Origin of the sequence: Bradyrhizobium sp. 134, assembly GCF_023074155.1 — a bacterium.
Taxonomy (GTDB): domain Bacteria; phylum Pseudomonadota; class Alphaproteobacteria; order Rhizobiales; family Xanthobacteraceae; genus Bradyrhizobium.
Genome location: NZ_JADPKX010000034.1, coordinates 230,109 through 247,188, shown reverse-complemented (window position 1 = coordinate 247,188; position 17,080 = coordinate 230,109). Strand labels below are relative to the sequence as shown.

19 protein-coding genes and 1 tRNA gene are annotated in these 17,080 nt (G+C 63.7%); 11 read left to right on the top strand and 9 right to left on the bottom strand.

The features are described from left to right. The first annotated feature begins 178 nt into the window (after positions 1 to 178). From IVA75_RS10830 to IVA75_RS10815, 4 genes are all read left to right on the top strand, one after another. Complete coding sequence (locus IVA75_RS10830; RefSeq protein WP_247284979.1) at positions 179 to 667, top strand: TerB family tellurite resistance protein; 489 nt, start codon at positions 179 to 181, stop codon at positions 665 to 667. 225 nt (positions 668 to 892) lie between these two features. Further along, positions 893 to 1,672, top strand: a complete 780-nt coding sequence (locus tag IVA75_RS10825) for an SDR family oxidoreductase (protein ID WP_247284978.1) — start codon at positions 893 to 895, stop codon at positions 1,670 to 1,672. A gap of 126 nt (positions 1,673 to 1,798) precedes the next feature. Continuing rightward, the gene (locus tag IVA75_RS10820) at positions 1,799 to 2,593 is read left to right on the top strand and encodes a glutamine amidotransferase (RefSeq protein WP_247284977.1); all 795 of its coding nucleotides are present in this window, start codon (positions 1,799 to 1,801) and stop codon (positions 2,591 to 2,593) included. A gap of 97 nt (positions 2,594 to 2,690) precedes the next feature. Next, positions 2,691 to 3,503 carry an enoyl-CoA hydratase gene (locus IVA75_RS10815; RefSeq protein WP_027566321.1) on the top strand — a complete coding sequence of 271 codons (813 nt, stop codon included), beginning with the start codon at positions 2,691 to 2,693 and terminating at the stop codon, positions 3,501 to 3,503. A 116-nt stretch (positions 3,504 to 3,619) separates the two neighbouring features. Here the strand turns inward: IVA75_RS10815 and IVA75_RS10810 are convergent. Beyond that, positions 3,620 to 3,695, bottom strand: a tRNA-Ala gene (locus tag IVA75_RS10810). Between the two features lie 188 nt (positions 3,696 to 3,883). Between IVA75_RS10810 and IVA75_RS10805 the strand changes: the two genes are divergently transcribed. Genes IVA75_RS10805 through folD form a run of 3 tightly spaced genes read left to right on the top strand, consistent with a single transcriptional unit; the run spans position 3,884 to position 5,434 of the window. Continuing rightward, positions 3,884 to 4,174 carry a YggT family protein gene (locus tag IVA75_RS10805; protein ID WP_007598721.1) on the top strand — a complete coding sequence of 97 codons (291 nt, stop codon included), beginning with the start codon at positions 3,884 to 3,886 and terminating at the stop codon, positions 4,172 to 4,174. A 20-nt stretch (positions 4,175 to 4,194) separates the two neighbouring features. Next, positions 4,195 to 4,539: a DUF167 domain-containing protein gene (locus tag IVA75_RS10800; RefSeq protein WP_027566322.1), complete on the top strand. Its 345-nt coding sequence runs from the start codon at positions 4,195 to 4,197 to the stop codon at positions 4,537 to 4,539. 10 nt (positions 4,540 to 4,549) lie between these two features. Beyond that, a complete protein-coding gene (gene folD, locus IVA75_RS10795; RefSeq protein WP_247284976.1) occupies positions 4,550 to 5,434 on the top strand; it encodes a bifunctional methylenetetrahydrofolate dehydrogenase/methenyltetrahydrofolate cyclohydrolase FolD in 885 nt (294 codons plus the stop codon). A 134-nt stretch (positions 5,435 to 5,568) separates the two neighbouring features. Here the strand turns inward: folD and ppa are convergent, their stop codons facing one another. Next, positions 5,569 to 6,105: an inorganic diphosphatase gene (ppa, locus tag IVA75_RS10790; RefSeq protein ID WP_027566324.1), complete on the bottom strand. Its 537-nt coding sequence runs from the start codon at positions 6,103 to 6,105 to the stop codon at positions 5,569 to 5,571. Between the two features lie 177 nt (positions 6,106 to 6,282). After that, positions 6,283 to 6,792 carry a GNAT family N-acetyltransferase gene (locus IVA75_RS10785; RefSeq protein ID WP_007598725.1) on the bottom strand — a complete coding sequence of 170 codons (510 nt, stop codon included), beginning with the start codon at positions 6,790 to 6,792 and terminating at the stop codon, positions 6,283 to 6,285. Between the two features lie 262 nt (positions 6,793 to 7,054). Here IVA75_RS10785 and IVA75_RS10780 point away from each other — a divergent pair, with 262 nt between their 5' ends. From IVA75_RS10780 to IVA75_RS10765, 4 genes are read left to right on the top strand one after another with little or no spacing between them, the layout of a single operon-like run. Beyond that, positions 7,055 to 7,939, top strand: a complete 885-nt coding sequence (locus IVA75_RS10780; protein WP_247284975.1) for an alpha/beta fold hydrolase — start codon at positions 7,055 to 7,057, stop codon at positions 7,937 to 7,939. Positions 7,940 to 7,949: 10 nt separating this feature from the next. After that, positions 7,950 to 8,417 (top strand): DUF2269 domain-containing protein, encoded by a 468-nt coding sequence (locus IVA75_RS10775; RefSeq protein ID WP_247284974.1) that lies wholly within the window; start codon positions 7,950 to 7,952, stop codon positions 8,415 to 8,417. A gap of 8 nt (positions 8,418 to 8,425) precedes the next feature. Next, positions 8,426 to 9,745 (top strand): SDR family oxidoreductase, encoded by a 1,320-nt coding sequence (locus tag IVA75_RS10770; RefSeq protein WP_247284973.1) that lies wholly within the window; start codon positions 8,426 to 8,428, stop codon positions 9,743 to 9,745. Further along, the gene (locus IVA75_RS10765) at positions 9,745 to 10,152 is read left to right on the top strand and encodes a DCC1-like thiol-disulfide oxidoreductase family protein (RefSeq protein ID WP_247284972.1); all 408 of its coding nucleotides are present in this window, start codon (positions 9,745 to 9,747) and stop codon (positions 10,150 to 10,152) included. Before IVA75_RS10770 ends, IVA75_RS10765 begins: the two co-directional genes overlap by 1 nt. A gap of 92 nt (positions 10,153 to 10,244) precedes the next feature. Here the strand turns inward: IVA75_RS10765 and IVA75_RS10760 are convergent, their stop codons facing one another. The 6 genes from IVA75_RS10760 to IVA75_RS10735 all read right to left on the bottom strand — a co-directional run bounded on the left by IVA75_RS10760 (position 10,245) and on the right by IVA75_RS10735 (position 16,986). Continuing rightward, positions 10,245 to 11,492, bottom strand: a complete 1,248-nt coding sequence (locus IVA75_RS10760; protein ID WP_247284971.1) for an NAD(P)/FAD-dependent oxidoreductase — start codon at positions 11,490 to 11,492, stop codon at positions 10,245 to 10,247. A gap of 173 nt (positions 11,493 to 11,665) precedes the next feature. Next, a complete protein-coding gene (typA, locus tag IVA75_RS10755; RefSeq protein WP_007598731.1) occupies positions 11,666 to 13,492 on the bottom strand; it encodes a translational GTPase TypA in 1,827 nt (608 codons plus the stop codon). A 256-nt stretch (positions 13,493 to 13,748) separates the two neighbouring features. Then, on the bottom strand, positions 13,749 to 14,018 hold the full coding sequence (locus tag IVA75_RS10750; RefSeq protein WP_027514926.1) for a hypothetical protein: 270 nt from the start codon (positions 14,016 to 14,018) through the stop codon (positions 13,749 to 13,751). Continuing rightward, positions 14,015 to 15,445: a radical SAM protein gene (locus IVA75_RS10745; RefSeq protein WP_027566330.1), complete on the bottom strand. Its 1,431-nt coding sequence runs from the start codon at positions 15,443 to 15,445 to the stop codon at positions 14,015 to 14,017. The genes IVA75_RS10750 and IVA75_RS10745 overlap by 4 nt, the downstream gene beginning before the upstream one ends. Further along, positions 15,426 to 16,142: a prolipoprotein diacylglyceryl transferase family protein gene (locus tag IVA75_RS10740; protein ID WP_247284970.1), complete on the bottom strand. Its 717-nt coding sequence runs from the start codon at positions 16,140 to 16,142 to the stop codon at positions 15,426 to 15,428. Before IVA75_RS10740 ends, IVA75_RS10745 begins: the two co-directional genes overlap by 20 nt. A gap of 79 nt (positions 16,143 to 16,221) precedes the next feature. Further along, the gene (locus IVA75_RS10735) at positions 16,222 to 16,986 is read right to left on the bottom strand and encodes a Crp/Fnr family transcriptional regulator (protein ID WP_027566332.1); all 765 of its coding nucleotides are present in this window, start codon (positions 16,984 to 16,986) and stop codon (positions 16,222 to 16,224) included. Positions 16,987 to 17,080 lie beyond the last annotated feature (94 nt).

Genomic DNA, 17,080 nt, shown 5'->3' with positions numbered 1-17,080 from the left:
GCAATGACGGCGGAGGCAGGTTCGCGCCAAACCTTCGTCGTCAGCCCGGCAACGCTCCAGATTGCCGAAACGTAATGCGTCGCGCGGAACTGACGCATGTTGCGCCGGTTGAGTTTCCTGCTCATATAATGCTGGTAGCGGCCGCGCTCCGCGGCTTCATCGATTTCGGTAGGACCTTATGCTCGACGGCCTGCGCCAATTCATCGCCGACATTGTTGCTCCCCATGCCCAGGAGCGCGCATTCGGTGACAGTGATTACCGGCTGGCGGCGACCGCGCTGCTGGTTCACGTGATCTCGCTGGACGGCCAGCCGACGGCTGCCGAGCAGCGCAAATTGCATAGCCTGATCGAAAGCCACTTCGGGCTCGATCGCGGCACTGCCGATCGCCTGATCGCGGATGCGACGGAGGTCGAGGGCGAGGCGGTCGACCTCTATCACTTCACCAGCATCATGATGCGCTCGCTCGACGAAGAGGGCCGCAAGCGGGTCGTCCAGATGATGTGGGAGCTGGTCTACGCCGACGGCCAGGTCACCGAGTTCGAGGATAATGTGGTCTGGCGCGCCTCCGATCTGCTCGGGATCGCCCAGCGCGACCGGATCGACCTGAAGCACGCGGTCGCAGATCGTGCCGGTGGTCAGGTCAAGGACAGCGCACTCGGTGGGTGATCTCGTCAGCACAACCAATTGACGGTTGTGGCGACACATGACGAAACTTTAATGTAGCCCCCCGCCGTCTCGACTCCGGATTCGTCGGTAAAATCCCGGGGTTTTGCGCCCCCTGTCACCGGCTCAAGTGGCCATGCTGCCAGCGCCGCTTGCCTGTCGCGCTCGGCCTATGCTCTCGTTCCAGCATTGCGGGGCCAAAAAACTTCAATTGAAGAGATCTCGATCGTGACTGAGCGGGTAACCTTGATCACCGGTGCCTCGGCGGGCATCGGCACGGAGTTGGCGCGTGTGTTCGCCGCGAACGGACATCGTCTTGCGCTGACGGCGCGACGCGCGGACCGGCTCGAGGCGCTCGCGAACGAGCTCGCCGCCAAGGGCGGCAAGAAGCCGATCGTGATCGCCTGCGATCTCGAGGATGCGGATGCCGGCGAGAAGATCGCGGCCGCACTCGTCGCCGAAGGCGTCGAGCTCGACAATCTCGTCAACAATGCCGGCTTCGGCGTATTCGGTGACGCAATCGAGCGAGACCGCGTCGAGCAGCTCGGCATCGTCGATGTCAATGTCCGGGCCCTGACGGATCTGTCGCTGCGCTTTGCCGATCAGCTCATCAAGAACAAGGGCGGTCTTCTCAACGTCGGATCGGTCGCCGGCTTTCTGCCCGGACCCGGCATGGCCGTCTACTACGCGTCCAAAGCCTATGTCATTTCCTTCACCGAGGCCTTGCGGGCGGAGCTTGCACCGCACGGCGTTCGCGTCACCGTCCTTTGCCCGGGCCCGGTGCCCACCGAATTCCAGGCGCGCGCCGGCGTTGGGTCCGGCCATGATACGGCCCTTCTCAATGTTCCTGCCGCCGATGTCGCACGGCAGGCCTATCGCGGCCTGATGGCCAACAAGCGGGCAGTGCTCCCTGGTCTGGGCATCAAGATCGTGCCATTTGCGCTGCGCTTCTTCCCGCGCGGCTTCATCCTGTCGGCTACCAGCCGGTTTCAGAGGCAAAGACACTAAAGAGAGCTCTCGGTCGGTCGTGGCCCGGAGCTTGCTTTCTATCGGCGTGTGTGTGCGCAAACTCACACGAAATTAACGATCGCTTAGTTATGCTGGCAGTCTGAACCGATAGCACTCGCAGAGACCATGTCGTTCCGGACGAACAGGTTTGGTGGCGCAGAAGTGGTGCCCTTCCCCAGAAGGACGCCGAACGTCGCCGCCTCCGAAACCCGGTTGCCGGTTCTGATCATCCTGCATCAGGAATCCTCGACACCCGGCCGCGTCGGCAATGCGCTGCGCGCGCTCGGCCATCGCCTCGACATCCGCCGTCCCCGCTTCGGCGATCCGCTGCCCGAGACCCTCGACCAGCATGCCGGCGCGGTCGTCTTCGGCGGTCCCATGAGCGCCAACGATCCAGACGACTACATCCGCCGCGAGATCGACTGGATCGAAATTCCGCTCCGCGAACAGCGGCCGTTCCTGGGCATCTGCCTCGGCGCCCAGATGCTCGCAAGGCAATTAGGAGCTCGCGTCGCGCCGCATGCCGATGCGCTGACCCAGATCGGCTACTACCCGATCCGCCCGACAGAAGCGGGACACCGGCTCTGCCCGAATTGGCCGGCGCGGGTCTATCACTGGCATCGCGAAGGTTTCGAACTGCCGGTCGGCACTGAACTGCTTGCGGAAGGCGATGATTTTCCGGTGCAGGCGTTCCGCACCGGCAACGCTTTCGGCGTGCAGTTCCATCCTGACGTGACCTACGCGATGATGCATTGCTGGACCACGCGCGGCTATGACGGCCTCAGCGCGCCCGGCGCGCGGCAGCGGCATCATCATTTCGCGGATCGTGCCGTCTACGATGCCGCCGAACGCGCCTGGCTCGATCACTTCATGGACGGCTGGCTGACGCGCCGACCGGTTCTGGCGCAAGCAGCCGAGTGATCGCGCCTTAGCGCAAGCTCTTCTCATCCGTTTGTATGCTAGGCTCATTGTCAACGAGCGCGCGCGAACGCGTGCCGGCAAGCAAAGGGAGAGCGCCATGGCCTACGAACACATTCTCTATGAGGTCAGCGACAAGGTCGCGACCATCACGCTCAACCGTCCCGACCGCATGAATGCGTGGACGCCGATCATGGAGCGCGACGTGCGCCATGCGATGGAAGCATCGAGCGCCGATGACAATGTCCGCGTCATCGTGATCACCGGCGCGGGCCGTGCCTTTTGCGCCGGTGCCGACATGGACGCATTGAAGGGGCTCGATCCCGATGATGTCAGGCGCGCGTCGAACCTGCCGCCCTTCGACATGAACCGGCGGCCCGACTGGCAGACGCGCTATGGCTTCTATCCGTCGATCGGAAAGCCCGTCATCGCCATGCTCAACGGCGCGACCGCCGGCATCGGCCTCGTCCACGCGCTCTATTGCGACCTGCGCTTTGCCGTCGACAACACGGTGTTCACGACAGCCTTCGCGCGGCGCGGATTGATCGCAGAGCACGGCATCAGCTGGATGCTGCCGCGAATCGTCGGCCACGCCAACGCGATGGATCTGTTGCTCTCGGCGCGGCGCGTTTCGAGTGACGAGGCGCTGCGGATCGGGCTGGTCAACCGGCTCTGCTCGCCGGAAAAACTCCGCGAGGAGACCTATGCCTATGCGCGCGACCTCGCCGATTTCGTCTCGCCGAGCGCGATGGCCGTGATCAAGCGGCAGCTCTACGAGGTGCCGTTCCAGACGCTGGCGGAGGCGACGATCGCGGCCAACCGGGACATGATGGTGGCGCTGAACGGCAGCGATTTCCGGGAGGGGGTCGCAAGCTTCATGGAGAAGCGGCCGCCGAGATTTACTGGGAAGTAGGGGGGCGGATGGAGCCCGGCTTCGCCCTTCGGGCTACGCCGCGGCAGCCTTCGCTTACTTCGCTGCGAGAGACCTTACGGGCTTGCCGAGCCGAAACTCGCGAAGCGAGCGAAGGCTGGTGGAGCCAGGCGGGATCGAACCGCCGACCTCGTCATTGCGAACGACGCGCTCTCCCAGCTGAGCTATGGCCCCTTTTGTAGGCCGCTCTGGTCAATGCGGCCGACAACCGGGCGCCATTTAAGTCCCCGCCAAGGTCAAGTCAAGGACGGCTGTAACCCGGTTTTAGCCATCCCGGCACCGACTTCCCTTGTTTGGGCCGGGGGGAACCGATATCTAGCAAAAGACGTCAATCCCGACCGAAGCCAGAGTTTTTAAAAGCCATGCGTGCCGTTCTCGACATCGTCATCATCGTGCTCGACCTCTACGTCTGGCTGCTGATCGCGTCCGCGATCCTGTCCTGGCTGATCGCCTTCAACGTCGTAAATACCCGCAACCAGTTCGTGTCGGCGGTGGCGGAGTTCCTGTACCGAATCACGGAGCCGGTCCTGGCGCCGATTCGCAATTTCCTGCCCAGCCTCGGCGGCCTAGACATCTCGCCGATCATCCTGATCCTGCTCATCATGTTCATCGAGCGGGTGATCCTGTATTACATCTACCCGAACGTGATCTAAGCAGGCTGGAGCGCCCCGGGTTGCCAAAGAACCTTGTCATCAAGGAACCTTGGCGTTACGGGGCCGCAGGAATCAGCATCGCGCTGCGGGTAACGCCGCGCGGCGGCCGTGACGACATCGACGGGATCGAGCAGCTCTCCGATGGCCGCAGCGTGCTCAAGGTACGGGTGCGCGCCATCGCCGATGGCGGCGAGGCCAACAAGGCCGTTCTGGTGCTGCTGGCGAAATCGCTGGGCGTGCCCAAGGCCAGCGTCAAACTCCTGTCGGGAGCGACCTCGCGGCTGAAGCAGATCGCGGTCGACGGCGATCCGGCGCGGCTCGGCGAAGCCCTGCGCCAGCTCGCATCAGCCAAATCGACGGACTGAGGGAACTGACATGACCGCCAAGATCATCGACGGAAAAGTCATCGCCGCGGAACTTCGCGCCCGCGTCGCGGACGAGGTCGCACGCGTCAAACGCGAGCACAATCTGGTACCGGGCCTCGCGGTGGTCCTGGTCGGCAGCGACCCGGCGAGCGAGGTCTATGTCCGCTCGAAACACACCCAGACCCAGGCCGCCGGCATGGCCTCGTTCGAGCACAAGCTGCCGGCCGACGTCTCGCAAGCAGATCTCCTGGCGCTGGTCGCAAAACTCAACCGCGATCCCGCCGTGCACGGTATTCTGGTGCAACTGCCGCTGCCCAAGGGCCTCGACACCGAGACCGTCGTCAATGCCATCGACCCCGCCAAGGATGTCGACGGGCTGCATCCGAACAATGCCGGCCGTCTCGCCGGTGGTTTCGAGGCGCTGTCGCCCTGCACGCCGCTCGGCTGCATCATTTTGACCAAGAGCGTGCATGCCTCGCTCGAAGGCATGAACGCCATCGTCATCGGCCGCTCCAACCTGGTCGGCCGCCCGCTGGTGCAGCTGTTGCTGAACGAGAACGCCACGGTGACCATCGCGCATTCGCGCTCGCGCGACCTGCCCGGGCTCGTCAAGCGCGCAGACCTCGTCTACGCCGCGGTCGGAAAGTCCGAGATGGTGCGCGGCGACTGGCTGAAGCCGGGGGCGACCGTGATCGACGTCGGCATCAACCGGATCCCGAAGGACGACGGCAAGACGCGTCTCGTCGGCGATGTTGCCTATCAGGAAGCGCTCGCAGTGGCTGGCGCGATCACGCCGGTGCCGGGCGGCGTCGGTCAGATGACAGTCGCCTGTCTGCTGGTGAACACGTTGCGCGCGGCCTGCGCGATTGCAAGGCTGCCGAAACCGGCGGTGTAACGCCACTCTCGTGTCCCAGACGCGGCGCGGCATGAAATGACGCGACGCTGAGCCGGGACGCATGGCACCGCAGTACTGGCCCCGGCTCAGCAGCGCATCGTTTCACGGTGCGCTGCGTCCGGTGGCACGAAAACTCACCCGTTCTTCTTCTTCTCGCGATCGATGCCTTCGAGGATCAGCTTGTGCGCATCCTCGGGGCCGCCCCAGCGCAGGATCTTCACCCACTTGCCGGGTTCGAGATCCTTGTAGTGCTCGAAGAAGTGCTGGATCTGCTGGAGCGTGATGTCCGGCAGGTCGGAATACGATTTCACCTTGTCGTAGCGCTGGGTGAGCTTGGACGAGGGCACCGCCAAGATCTTCTCGTCGCCACCGGCTTCGTCTTCCATGAACAGCACGCCGACCGGGCGCACGCTCATGACCGCGCCTGGGATAATGGCGCGGGTGTTGATGATGAGGACGTCGCAGGGATCGCCGTCATCGGACAGCGTGTGCGGAATGAAGCCGTAGTTTCCGGGGTAACGCATCGGAGTGTAGAGGAAGCGGTCGACCACCAGCGTGCCGGCTTCCTTGTCCATCTCGTATTTGATCGGTTCGCCGCCCACGGGGACTTCGATGATGACGTTGATGTCGTGGGGGACGTTTTTCCCGATCGAGATCGCATCGATACGCATTCAAGGCTCCGTTGTTGCCGAGGTTAAATCGCACCCGGCAGCGATTTTGGCGCTGTCATACGCGGGCTTGGCCCGCTGATCCATCGCGTTTTTGTGAAATAATGAATCCGGCGATCACCGGCTCAAAAGGCAGCGGTATCGACGGAAGGGAAATGCTGCCGGCCGGACTTCAGCAGCTCAATTGGTCCAAGCGAAGGCAACCTTGTCGAGCGACTTCGGCCCGAAACGCTCCGAGGAGCGTGCCACCATGCGGCCGCCCAAGGCGCGGTAGAACTCGGTGGCCGGATCGTTGTCCGAGAGCGCCCACACCACCATGCTCTTCAGGCCGCTCTGCATCAGGTCGCGGCGAGCCGCGGTGAACAGGCGGCGGCCGAAGCCCAGCCCCTGGAATTCGGGACGCAGATAGAGCTCGTAGACCTCGCCGTCGAAATGCAGGCTGCGGGCGCGGTTGCGGCCGTAATTGGCGTAGCCCGCGATCTTGTCGCCGAACACCAGCACGCTGACGCGGCTGCCCTTGCGGATCGCGCTGTCCCACCATTGCGGACCGCGGCGGTTGATTAGCTTTTCCAGTTCGGCGCCGGGAATGATGCCCTGATAGGCGGAGCGCCAGGCTTCGTCATGGGTGGACGCCACCGCAGTTGCATCTGCGGCTTTGGCCGGCCGGACCTCGATCAGGGTTGTGCTCATGGACGTGATCAAACCAAGTCGCCGCGCCGGCGGCAAGACCTATCCTTAATTATCGGTTAACCTGTGGACTTTCTGCATCAGTATTTGAACCATGTTGTACCGAAAAAAGACAAGACGCCGATTCGAACGGCACCGGGGTGCTCTGCGTCGGTGCAAAACTGCTTTGCGGCAACGAATGAACGGCAATGGCAACGCAGAAAGTCTGCCGATATTGATTCGTTCCTACTAGTCTAACTGTCGCTGTTCTCGCCTCCGGCCATTCATGCGGCTCCTCAACATTCTCGTGCTCCTGGCTCTGTTGGCCTTGCTGACTGCGCGGCCTGTGTGCGCTCAGGTCATTTTTGGTTCGTCCGGAGCGGAGGGCGATCCGTTTCGCCGTCAGCAATGGCACGTGCCGTCGCCGGATACCGACATCGCCGCTCATGCCTTGCTGTTTCGCCCGCCGGGTGCCGGTCCGTTCCGGCTTGCGGTGATCGCGCATGCTTCGACGCAAAATGGGTTGCGGCGCGCGCAAATGTCTCAGCCGGAATACCGCGCGCTCGCTGCGTTCCTCATCGCGCGCGGCTTCGCCGTGCTGGTGCCGGAACGGCTCGGCCATGGCGTAACAGGCGGCCGTTATGTCGAGGACCAGGGTGGCTGCGACGAGGCGGACTATGTGCGCTCGGGCCGCGCAACGGCCTACGAAATCGCGCTCGCGCTGGAATATGTGCGAAAGCAGGATTTTATCCGCAACGACGCAGCAATCGTGATCGGCCATTCCGCCGGCGGTTGGGGCGCGCTGGCGCTCGCGAATGCCGATCCGAAGGCGGTCTCCGCCATCATCGCCATTGCGCCGGGCCGCGGCGGCCATGCCAATGACGAGCCGAACCGGATCTGCGCGCCGCATACGCTTCTCGCCGCGGCGGCTGAATTCGGCAAGGCCGCGCGCATCCCCATCACGTGGCTCGTTGCCGCCAATGACAGCTACTTTGCACCGGCATTTTCGCTTGCGTTGGTCGATGCGTTTCGCGGTGGCGGTGGCAAGGTCGACTTCCGCACGACGCCGGCCGTCGGTAGCGAGGGCCACTGGATGATCGAAACCGAGGCCGGCGTCAAAGCTGCGAGTGCCGAGCTTGCGCGTGGGTTGAACCTGCCCAAGCCGTGGTGACCAAGAAGCCATGACGCTGTATTTCCTCATCAAATATCTGCATGTGCTCGGAGCCATGGTCATCCTCGGCACCGGAACCGGTATTGCCTTCTTCATGCTGATGGCACATCGCACGAACGACGTGGCGTTCATCGCGCGCACCGCTTCGGTAGTCGTGATCGCCGACGCGATCTTCACGTTGTCCGCCGTGATCCTCCAGCCGGTCACGGGCGGCCTGCTGATGATGCTCTCGGCAACATCGGTCGCCGAGCGCTGGCTGCTCGCCTCCCTTGCGCTCTATGCAATTGCTGGCTTGTTCTGGATCCCCGTGATCTTCATGCAGATCGAGATGCGCGACCTCGCGCGGAAGGCCGCCGAGCAGCGTGGCGCGCTTCCGGAGCGCTATTTCGTCCTGTTTCGCCGCTGGTTCGCGTTCGGTTTCCCCGGCTTCGGGGCCACGATGCTGATCCTCTGGCTGATGATCGCAAAACCGTTTTGAGGAGGGTCATGAGCCAGCGAACCATTCTCGTGCTCGGCGCCTCAGGCCTGATCGGTCGCTATGTCACCGACGATCTTCGCGCGCAGGGACTTCGCGTGATCGGGGTGGCGCGCAGCCTGTCGCCCGCCCAGAAGATGAGCACGCTGGACATCGAGCTGCCGATCCTCTCGCTCGAGGTAGCCGCGCTGGCGCACCTCCTCGGCGAGTACGCGGTCGATGTCGTCGTGAACTGCCTCGGTGTGCTCCAGGACGGACCCGGCAGCGACACCAACGCGGTGCATCGGGATCTCGTCGCACGATTGCTTCAGGCGATTGGCGGCAGCGGCCGTGCGATCCGGTTGGTGCACATCTCGATTCCCGGGACCGCGGGCGAGGATCGAACCGCGTTCGCAACAACGAAGCGTGAGGCCGAACGTTTGATCGCGGCTTCCGGCCTTCCCCACGCCATCCTGCGGCCCGGTTTCGTGGTCGCGCCGTCGGCCTATGGCGGCAGTGCGATGCTCCGCGCGCTTGCGGCCTTTCCGCTCGACCTGCCGGAGAAGGAGATGGCGACGCCGTTCCAGCCCGTTGCTGTCGAGGATATTTCCGCCACCATTGCCTGGCTTGCCGCGCGCGATATCGATGACGCATCGGTGAAGGCCGTGAACTGGGACCTGATGCAGGTCGAAGCGATCACAATGGCTGGCGTCATCGAGCAGTTTCGTATCGCGTTCGGCACGGCCGGCTGGTTGCGCGTCGCGATGCCGTCCTTCATGCTCGATCTCGGCGCGAAAGGCGGCGACGTCGCCAACTATCTTGGCTGGATGCCGCCGATGCGCTCCACGGCCATCGCCGAGCTGCGCCGCGGCGTGAGCGGCGATCCCTCGGCATGGATCGCCGCCACGGGCATCGTGCCGAAGACGTTGACGGAGGCGATGGGGCGCCATCCCGCCACCATCCAGGACAAATGGTTCGCGCGGCTGTTCTTAGTCAAGGCGCTGATCTTCGCCAGTTTGGTCGCGTTCTGGATCGTCTCCGGCTTCATCGCGTTGTTCGTGTCCTATCGCGCCGCCGCCGGGATACTGACTGCGCACAATTTTCCGTCGGCGCTGGTCGATCCCATCACCATCGGCACCAGCCTGATGGATATGAGCCTTGGCGTGCTGATTGCCGTCCGTCGCACCGCTGCGATCGGACTCGTTGGGGGCATCCTGGCTTCGCTGGGCTATATGTTTGGTGCCGCGATCCTGACGCCGGACCTCTGGATCGAGCCGCTCGGCGCATTGGTGAAGACTGGGCCGGCGGTCGTGCTGATGCTTGTCTCGCTTTTGATGCTGGACAATCGCTGATGCCCAAATGGCCTGACGACGACGTGATCCTGTTCGACGGCGTCTGCATTTTTTGCTCGCGCTGGGTCCGCTTCGTCGCCGCGCGCGACACGGGGAAGAGGTTTCGCTTCACTCCGATCCAGTCCGACTATGGCGCCCGGCTCGCGCGCACGTTCGGTATCGATCCGGATGATCCCGACACCAATGCTGTGATTCATGGTGGCGAGGTGTTCATGAAGTCGGACGCTGCGCTGACGGTGCTGTCGCAGCTCCGCGGCTGGGGCTGGGTGCGCGCGTTGTTCGCCATGCCCAAGCCGCTACGGGACCCGCTCTACAACCTCGTCGCGCGCAACCGCTACCGCATCTTCGGCAAGTATGATTCGTGCTTCGTACCGGATGCCGACTTGCGGGCGCGGGTGATCGAGTAATTCGTCATTGCGAGCGCAGCGAAGCAATCCAGGCTGCCGCTGCGGAAAGATTCTGGATTGCTTCGCTGCGCTCGCAATGACGGCGTGTGTGGTTACGGTGTGCCCAGAACTTCCAGCACTTCCTGTGCCGCCCGTTCGCCGCTGTCCCTTGCCCCGTGCGCCGTCGAGAAAAAGTTCGGCGATGTCGCCTCTCCCGCAAAGAACAGCCGTCCGTCCACCGGCGCTGCCAGTATGGCGCGGTCGCCGGCGTGGCCCGGCAGCGCGTGCGAGTAGGAGCCTCTCGCGAACGGGTCGTGCGCCCAGCGCGACTCGCAGAGCGGCTTCAGCTTTCGCCTGATGTCGTTGCCGAGCAAGCCTGCGATCTCCTCGATGCTTTGCGCGGCAATGGCGCCGTCGCCCGCGTCTTCCAGTTCGCGTGCAAAGCTGCCGCCGAAAAAGCCTTCGATGCAAGGCTGGCCGAACGGGCGGATATGATAGGTGCCCATGTCGGTGCGCATCGTGGCGCCGCGCAAATTACCTTCCTTCGGGAAGGCTTCGGCGTCCTCGAGCGCCAGCGTCACCTTGTCGTCGACCCCGAGCGGCAGGCCGGCCGCGGCATCGACCTTGGCGGGGAGAGGTGGCGAGAAGCGGATGGCCTCATTGGCGATAAGATTGGTCGGCACGGTGACGATCACCTTGTCCGCGGTCAGCGTGCCCTGCGATGTCTCGATGCGGATGCGCTGGCCGGAATGATCGATCAGCGTGACGTTGCAGTTCAGCGCAATCGGGCATGGCGCGCCATAGGCCGCGATCAGAGCGCCATAGCCGCGGCGGACGCGCCAGTTGAGGTCACTGTCCTCATAGGCGTCCCAGTCCAGCGTCGACATGTCCTTCAGTTCGCAACCGTTGATGTAGGTCGAGATCGCGTCGATCATGGGATTCCAGCGATTGCCGGGCTCCAGGCTCAAGCTCGCGGGGACGTCCTTGCCCTTCAGGGCGGCCTTCCACAGCCGCTCATAGAAGGCGTCCATTGCGCGCATGAAATCATCGCGCTCGGCTTTCGGAAACGCATTGCCATAGGCGCGGTCGCGCCAGGGCGGGAGGTCCTTGTTGACCTCGAAATCGAGCTGCTTTGCAACCGCGACAAAGGAGTTGTTGTCTGCCGAGTGCAGCCACCCGCAGCCGACGTCGAAGGTGACGTCGGGCGAGGCCTGCACCGTCCAGGCCCTGCCGCCGAGCCTGTTACGCGCCTCGAGCACGATCACGGAGAGGCCGGAGCCTGCCAGTGCATGCGCCGCGCCGAGGCCGGCGGCGCCCGCACCGATGATCGCGACGTCAACGGATGAGGGAAGGGAACTCATGCGCGGGCTCTAGCACGTTCGCGAAGAGTGCTGAAGCCGCCCCAAGCACAGCCGTCATCACCCGCGCAGGCGGGTGATCCAGTATTCCAGAGACATTTGTGGTCGAACCGATGAGCCGCGGCGTACTGGATGCCCCGGTCGAGCCGGGGCATGACAGAGTTGCGAGCGGTAGCTTAAGCCACCGCTTCCTTGGACTTTTCCGCGCGCTTGCGCTCGTTCGGATCGAGATGCCGCTTGCGCAGGCGGATCGACTTCGGCGTGATCTCGACCAGCTCGTCGTCCTCGATATAGGCCAGCGCCTTTTCGAGCGTCATGCGGATCGGCGGGGTCAGGCGCACCGCTTCATCCTTCGACGTGGTGCGGATGTTGGTGAGCTGCTTGCCCTTGAGCACGTTGATCTCGAGATCGTTGTCGCGGGTATGCTCGCCGACGATCATGCCCTTGTAGACCTTCCAGCCCGGCTCGATCATCATCGGGCCGCGATCTTCCAGCTTGAACATCGCGTAAGCCACCGCTTCGCCCTGGTCGTTGGAGATCAGCACGCCGTTGCGGCGGCCCTGGATCTCACCCTTGTAGGGCGCGTAGCCGTGGAACAGGCGGTTCATGATCGCGGTGCCGCGCGTGTCGGTGAGCAGTTCGCCCTGATAGCCGATCAGGCCGCGGGTCGGCGCGTAGAACACCAGGCGCAAACGGTTGCCGCCGGACGGCTTCATCTCGATCAGCTCGGACTTGCGCTCGCTCATCTTCTGCACGACGACGCCGGAATGCTCCTCGTCGACGTCGATGACGACTTCCTCGATCGGCTCCAGGGTGGCGCCGGTGGCCTCGTCCTTCTGCAGCACGACGCGCGGACGCGACACCGAAAGCTCGAAGCCTTCGCGGCGCATGGTCTCGATCAGGATCGCGAGCTGCAATTCGCCGCGGCCCGAGACTTCCATCGCGTCCTTGTCCGAGGCTTCGACTACACGCAGCGCGACGTTGCCCTCGGACTCGCGCAACAGGCGGTCGCGGATCATGCGGCTGGTCACCTTGTCGCCTTCGGTGCCGGCGAGCGGCGAGTTGTTGACGATGAAGGACATCGACACGGTCGGCGGGTCGATCGGCTGCGCCACGAGCGGGGTATCGACCGACGGATCGCAGAAGGTGTCGGCGACGGTGCCCTTGGTCAGGCCGGCGATCGCAACGATGTCGCCTGCCTCGGCTTCGTCGAGCGGGGTGCGCTCGATGCCGCGGAAGGCAAGGATCTTGGTGATGCGGCCGGTCTCGATGGTCTTGCCGTCGGCGCCCAGCACCTTCACGGCCTGGTTCGGCTTGATCGAACCGGAAGAGATGCGGCCGGTGATGATGCGGCCGAGATAGGGATTGGCTTCCAGAATGGTGCCGATCATGCGGAACGGGCCTTCCTCGACCGTCGGCGGCGCGACATGGCGCACGATCAGGTCGAACAGCGGCTGCATGCCGGCTTCGTGCGACCCGTCCGGGCTCTCGGCCATCCAGCCTTGCTTGGCCGACCCGTAGAGGATCGGGAAGTCGAGCTGCTCCTCGCTGGCGTCGAGCGCCGCGAACAGATCGAACACCTCGTTGATGACTTCGGTCGCCCGCGCGTCGGGACGGTCAACCTTGTTGATCACGACGATCGGCTTCAAACCGACCTTGAGCGCCTTGGAGACCACGAATTTGGTCTGCGGCAGCGGGCCTTCGGCGGCGTCGACCAGCACCAGCGCGCCGTCCACCATGTTGAGGATGCGCTCGACCTCACCGCCGAAATCGGCGTGGCCGGGGGTGTCGACGATGTTGATGCGAGTGTCCTTCCACTGCACCGAGGCCGCCTTGGCCAGAATGGTGATGCCGCGCTCGCGCTCCAGATCGTTGGAGTCCATGGCGCGCTCGGTCACCTTCTGGTTCTCGCGATAGGTGCCGGATTGCTGGAGAAGGCGGTCGACGAGCGTTGTCTTGCCGTGGTCGACGTGGGCGATGATGGCGATGTTGCGAAGGTTCATGAGTGAGCTTCTTTGCGGTCGGACAATGGGTTAAGCGCGATCTCGCCGGTCAGACCGGGACCTCTTCTCGAAACAACGCTTGAAGACTGGAAACGGGGCGCTTTCCGCCCAAAAGGGAAAGCCCGGCATATCGACCGGGCACCCTACGCGTTGCGGCGCAATATAGGCAAAAACGGCCAAAAAACAATGTGTTCTTTGGCCGTTGGTTGATTGAATTTTGTCCGGAGATTCCCGGGGGTTAGGCAAAAAGCCGGGCTCAGCCGCGCCGGCCCTTGATGGCGGCCCAGATCAGGGCGACCCCGCCCAGCCCCACGACCAGGCCCAGGAACACCAGGGGCGCGACGTCGGAATCGATCCGGCCTCTGTCGGATATGGATATTCCGCCGAACAGGAGTGCACAGGCGCCGGGCAGCAGCAGGATGATCCCGAAGATCGCCATGAGCGCGGTCAGGCAACCGCTGCGCTTGTTCGGCGGGGCAGGAGGGGGTCCCGGCGGGGCTGGTGAAGGCGTGTCGCTGATGCTCATGCCTGCAGGGCTCCTTCGGTTGACTGCGCCGCCAGTTCGGCGCGGATGCCGTCGATCTTTCCGTTCCGGTAGAACAGATTGTAGGTGTCGAACGGGATGATCGCGCCGTTCTCGGTGACGAAATGGATGCAGCTGCGCTTGACGTTGCCGACGCAGAAATTGAAGCGGTCGAGAAATTGCACGATGGTGACGCGGAATACGTTCTCGTAAGTGATGCCCTGCGGCACCTCGAAGCTCGGCAGGCAGCACAGCAATTCGCAGACGCGCTCGCTCGTGTTCAGCGGTCCCGAGGACAGCGAAAACAGGTCGATGAATTTCTCCCTCAGCGCCGGATGCTTCTCCGGGCTTATCGTATTGGGCAACAATGCGACGAGCTGCTCCTGTGGGATCAGCGAGGTCAGCGGCAGCACTTTCTCGCCGTTGCGCAGGCCGTAACCGATCGAGATGCTTTCGGGGTTGCAGGGCAGCGGGATCATGTCCTTGTCGCCGAATACGCCGGTTTCGACCACGCGCTTGCGAATCTCCGACAGCATGATGCGGTCGGTGTTCTTGTCGAAATTCTCGTTGCGGCCGGCATCCTGCACCGGCTGCAGCGTGACGCCGCGCACGCATTTCCAGGTCAGCGCGTGGCGAACGATGTCGCCGATCTCGGCATCGTTGACGCCGCGCTTGATGGTCGCGACCAGCGTGGTCGACACGCCGTAATGCTCGAGATTTTCCAGCGCCTGCTGGCGGATCTTGCGCAAATCCGCGCCGCGCAGATTGATCAAAGCGTCGCGTTCGAGCGAGTCGAACTGGAGATAGACCTCGAGCCCGCGCTTGTTCTCGGCGAGCCGCGCCACGAAATCCTTTTCGCGGGCGATACGCAGGCCGTTGGTGTTGATCATGACATGGCGGATCGGGCGCGCGCGCACCGCATCGAGGATCGCGAAGAAGTCGGGATGCAGCGTCGGCTCGCCGCCGGAGATCTGCACCAGGTCAGGCTCGCCTTCGCTCGCGACCAACGCGTCCAGCATTCGTTCGACCTTGGCCAGCGGCGTGAAGCTGGTCCGCGCCGGCGAGGAATCGGCAAAGCACACCGGGCAGGTCAGATTGCAATGCTCGGTGATCTCGATCAGCGCCAAGCAGGAATGCTGCTCGTGGTCGGGGCACAGGCCGCAATCATAGGGGCAGCCGAATTCGGTGTGCCGTTGAAAGGCCAGCGGCCGGTCGCCGGGCTTGATGAAATCCTTGCACAGGCGCCAATAGGCTGCGTCCGTCGACACCAGCGTGGACTGGACGCCATGCTCCTTGCAGCGCTTCTCGTACCAGACCTCGTTGTCGAGGATCTGGATCTTAGCGGGCACCAGCTTCAGGCAGGTCTCGCAGAGAGATTGGGTCTGGCCCCAGAAGATATAGGGGCGCGACTTACGCAACGGCGCGTTCATGCATGGGTCTCGCTTTGGGCGCCGTCGCCAGCATGACGACGGCGTAGAGCAGGATGGACAGCGACAGCAGGTGAAACAGCGTGAAGGGGCCGATCAGCGTGCCGTAGGGCTTGAGGAATTCCCACAGGAAGCGCTGTGCACCATAGTAGACGAGGACGAGGTAGAAACCATTGGTGATCACAAACGCGCTCCGGTTCAAGACCGCCAGCACGTAGAGCAGCGCGAACACCCCCATAGCGACGCTTTCGTAGAGCTGCACGGGATGCCTAAGGATGCCGTCGCCGAAATCGTGGCCCCAGGGCCATGCCGTGGGCGTGCCGTAGGTGAAATCGTCGAGGCCCGCGAAATAGCAGCCAAGCCGGCCGATCGCGATGCCGATCGCCAGCGGCAGCGCAAAACGGGCGCCCGTTCGGACGGTGATCCCTGCGGACCATTTGTAGAGCTCGATCGCCACGATGCCGCCGGCGAGCGCACCTTCCACGGAGCGCGCGATGCCGCTCTGGCCCGACAGCCACAGATTGGCGGAGCCGAACAGATAGGCGCCGAGGCCTGCACCGAACACCAAAGCGGCGAGGTAGGACCTTTCGAAGGATTGCGTCGGAAACTGCAAGCCCTGTCGCGACAGCCAGTACAGCGCCACGGCCGCAGCCAGCCATGCTGCCACGTCGAAGAGAGTGTGAAGGAAAGCCCCGCTCATGCGGGGACATTAGCCCAGGTTCCCGCCTGGCGGGATAGTGCGGCCGCTTCTTATCCCCGAAGAGGAGCGAGGCGGGCGGCTAGCCGGCTTGCCGCTCCTCGGTCGGATAGACGCCGCGCAGCACTTCCTCGAAGTGCATCTTCACGGCCTCGTTGCACCGGCAGGCGCGCAGGCGCAGGCCCTCGCGGTTACGGACCAGAATCGATCCGCGCCGGGTGTCGAGCACACCTTCCGCCTTGAACGACTGGAGCACGCGGCTGGCATAGCTGCGGCCGACACCGAGCAGTGTCGCGAGCTGTTCATGGGTCAGGGGCACGCTGCTCTCGTCGCCGGTCCGCTCCATCGCTGCCAGCATCCATTTGGCAGTGCGCTGCTCGATCGAGTGAATGGCGTTGCAGGCGGTGGACTGGAAGATCTGCGCCAGCATGCAGTCGGCGTAGCGAGCGAAGACATGGCGCAACGAGGACGAGCGCTGCTTGGCGGCCTCCAGCTTGCTGACGTGAATTCGCGCAAACGGTCCGCCGAATTTCACGCAGATCCGGGTATAGGCCGGCAGATAGCCCTCGCTGACGATACCGCCCACTGCGCCTTCGCGGCCCACCAGGATGGTCTCGACGTCACGGCCGTCCTCATTGGGAACGAGGAAAGTCGCGAGCGATGGTCCGCAGGGGAAATGGACGACCTGGACGTCGTCGCCGGGATTGTAGAGCAGCTCGCTCGCCCCGGCCGTGTCGACGGTAATGTGCGGTGCGAGCAGCGCGTAGTCGGCGTGGCTCAAGCGCCGCAGCAGATTGTTGGTCGGCCGGCTATCGATCTCGGTGGCGTTGCTGGTCCGCGCGTCCATCTTAAACTCCCATCCGCCTCCACATTAGCGAGTTCCGACGAGGTCCTGTGTGCACAAGTAGACAGACCTGACAACTGTGATGTGGTGGTTTCGT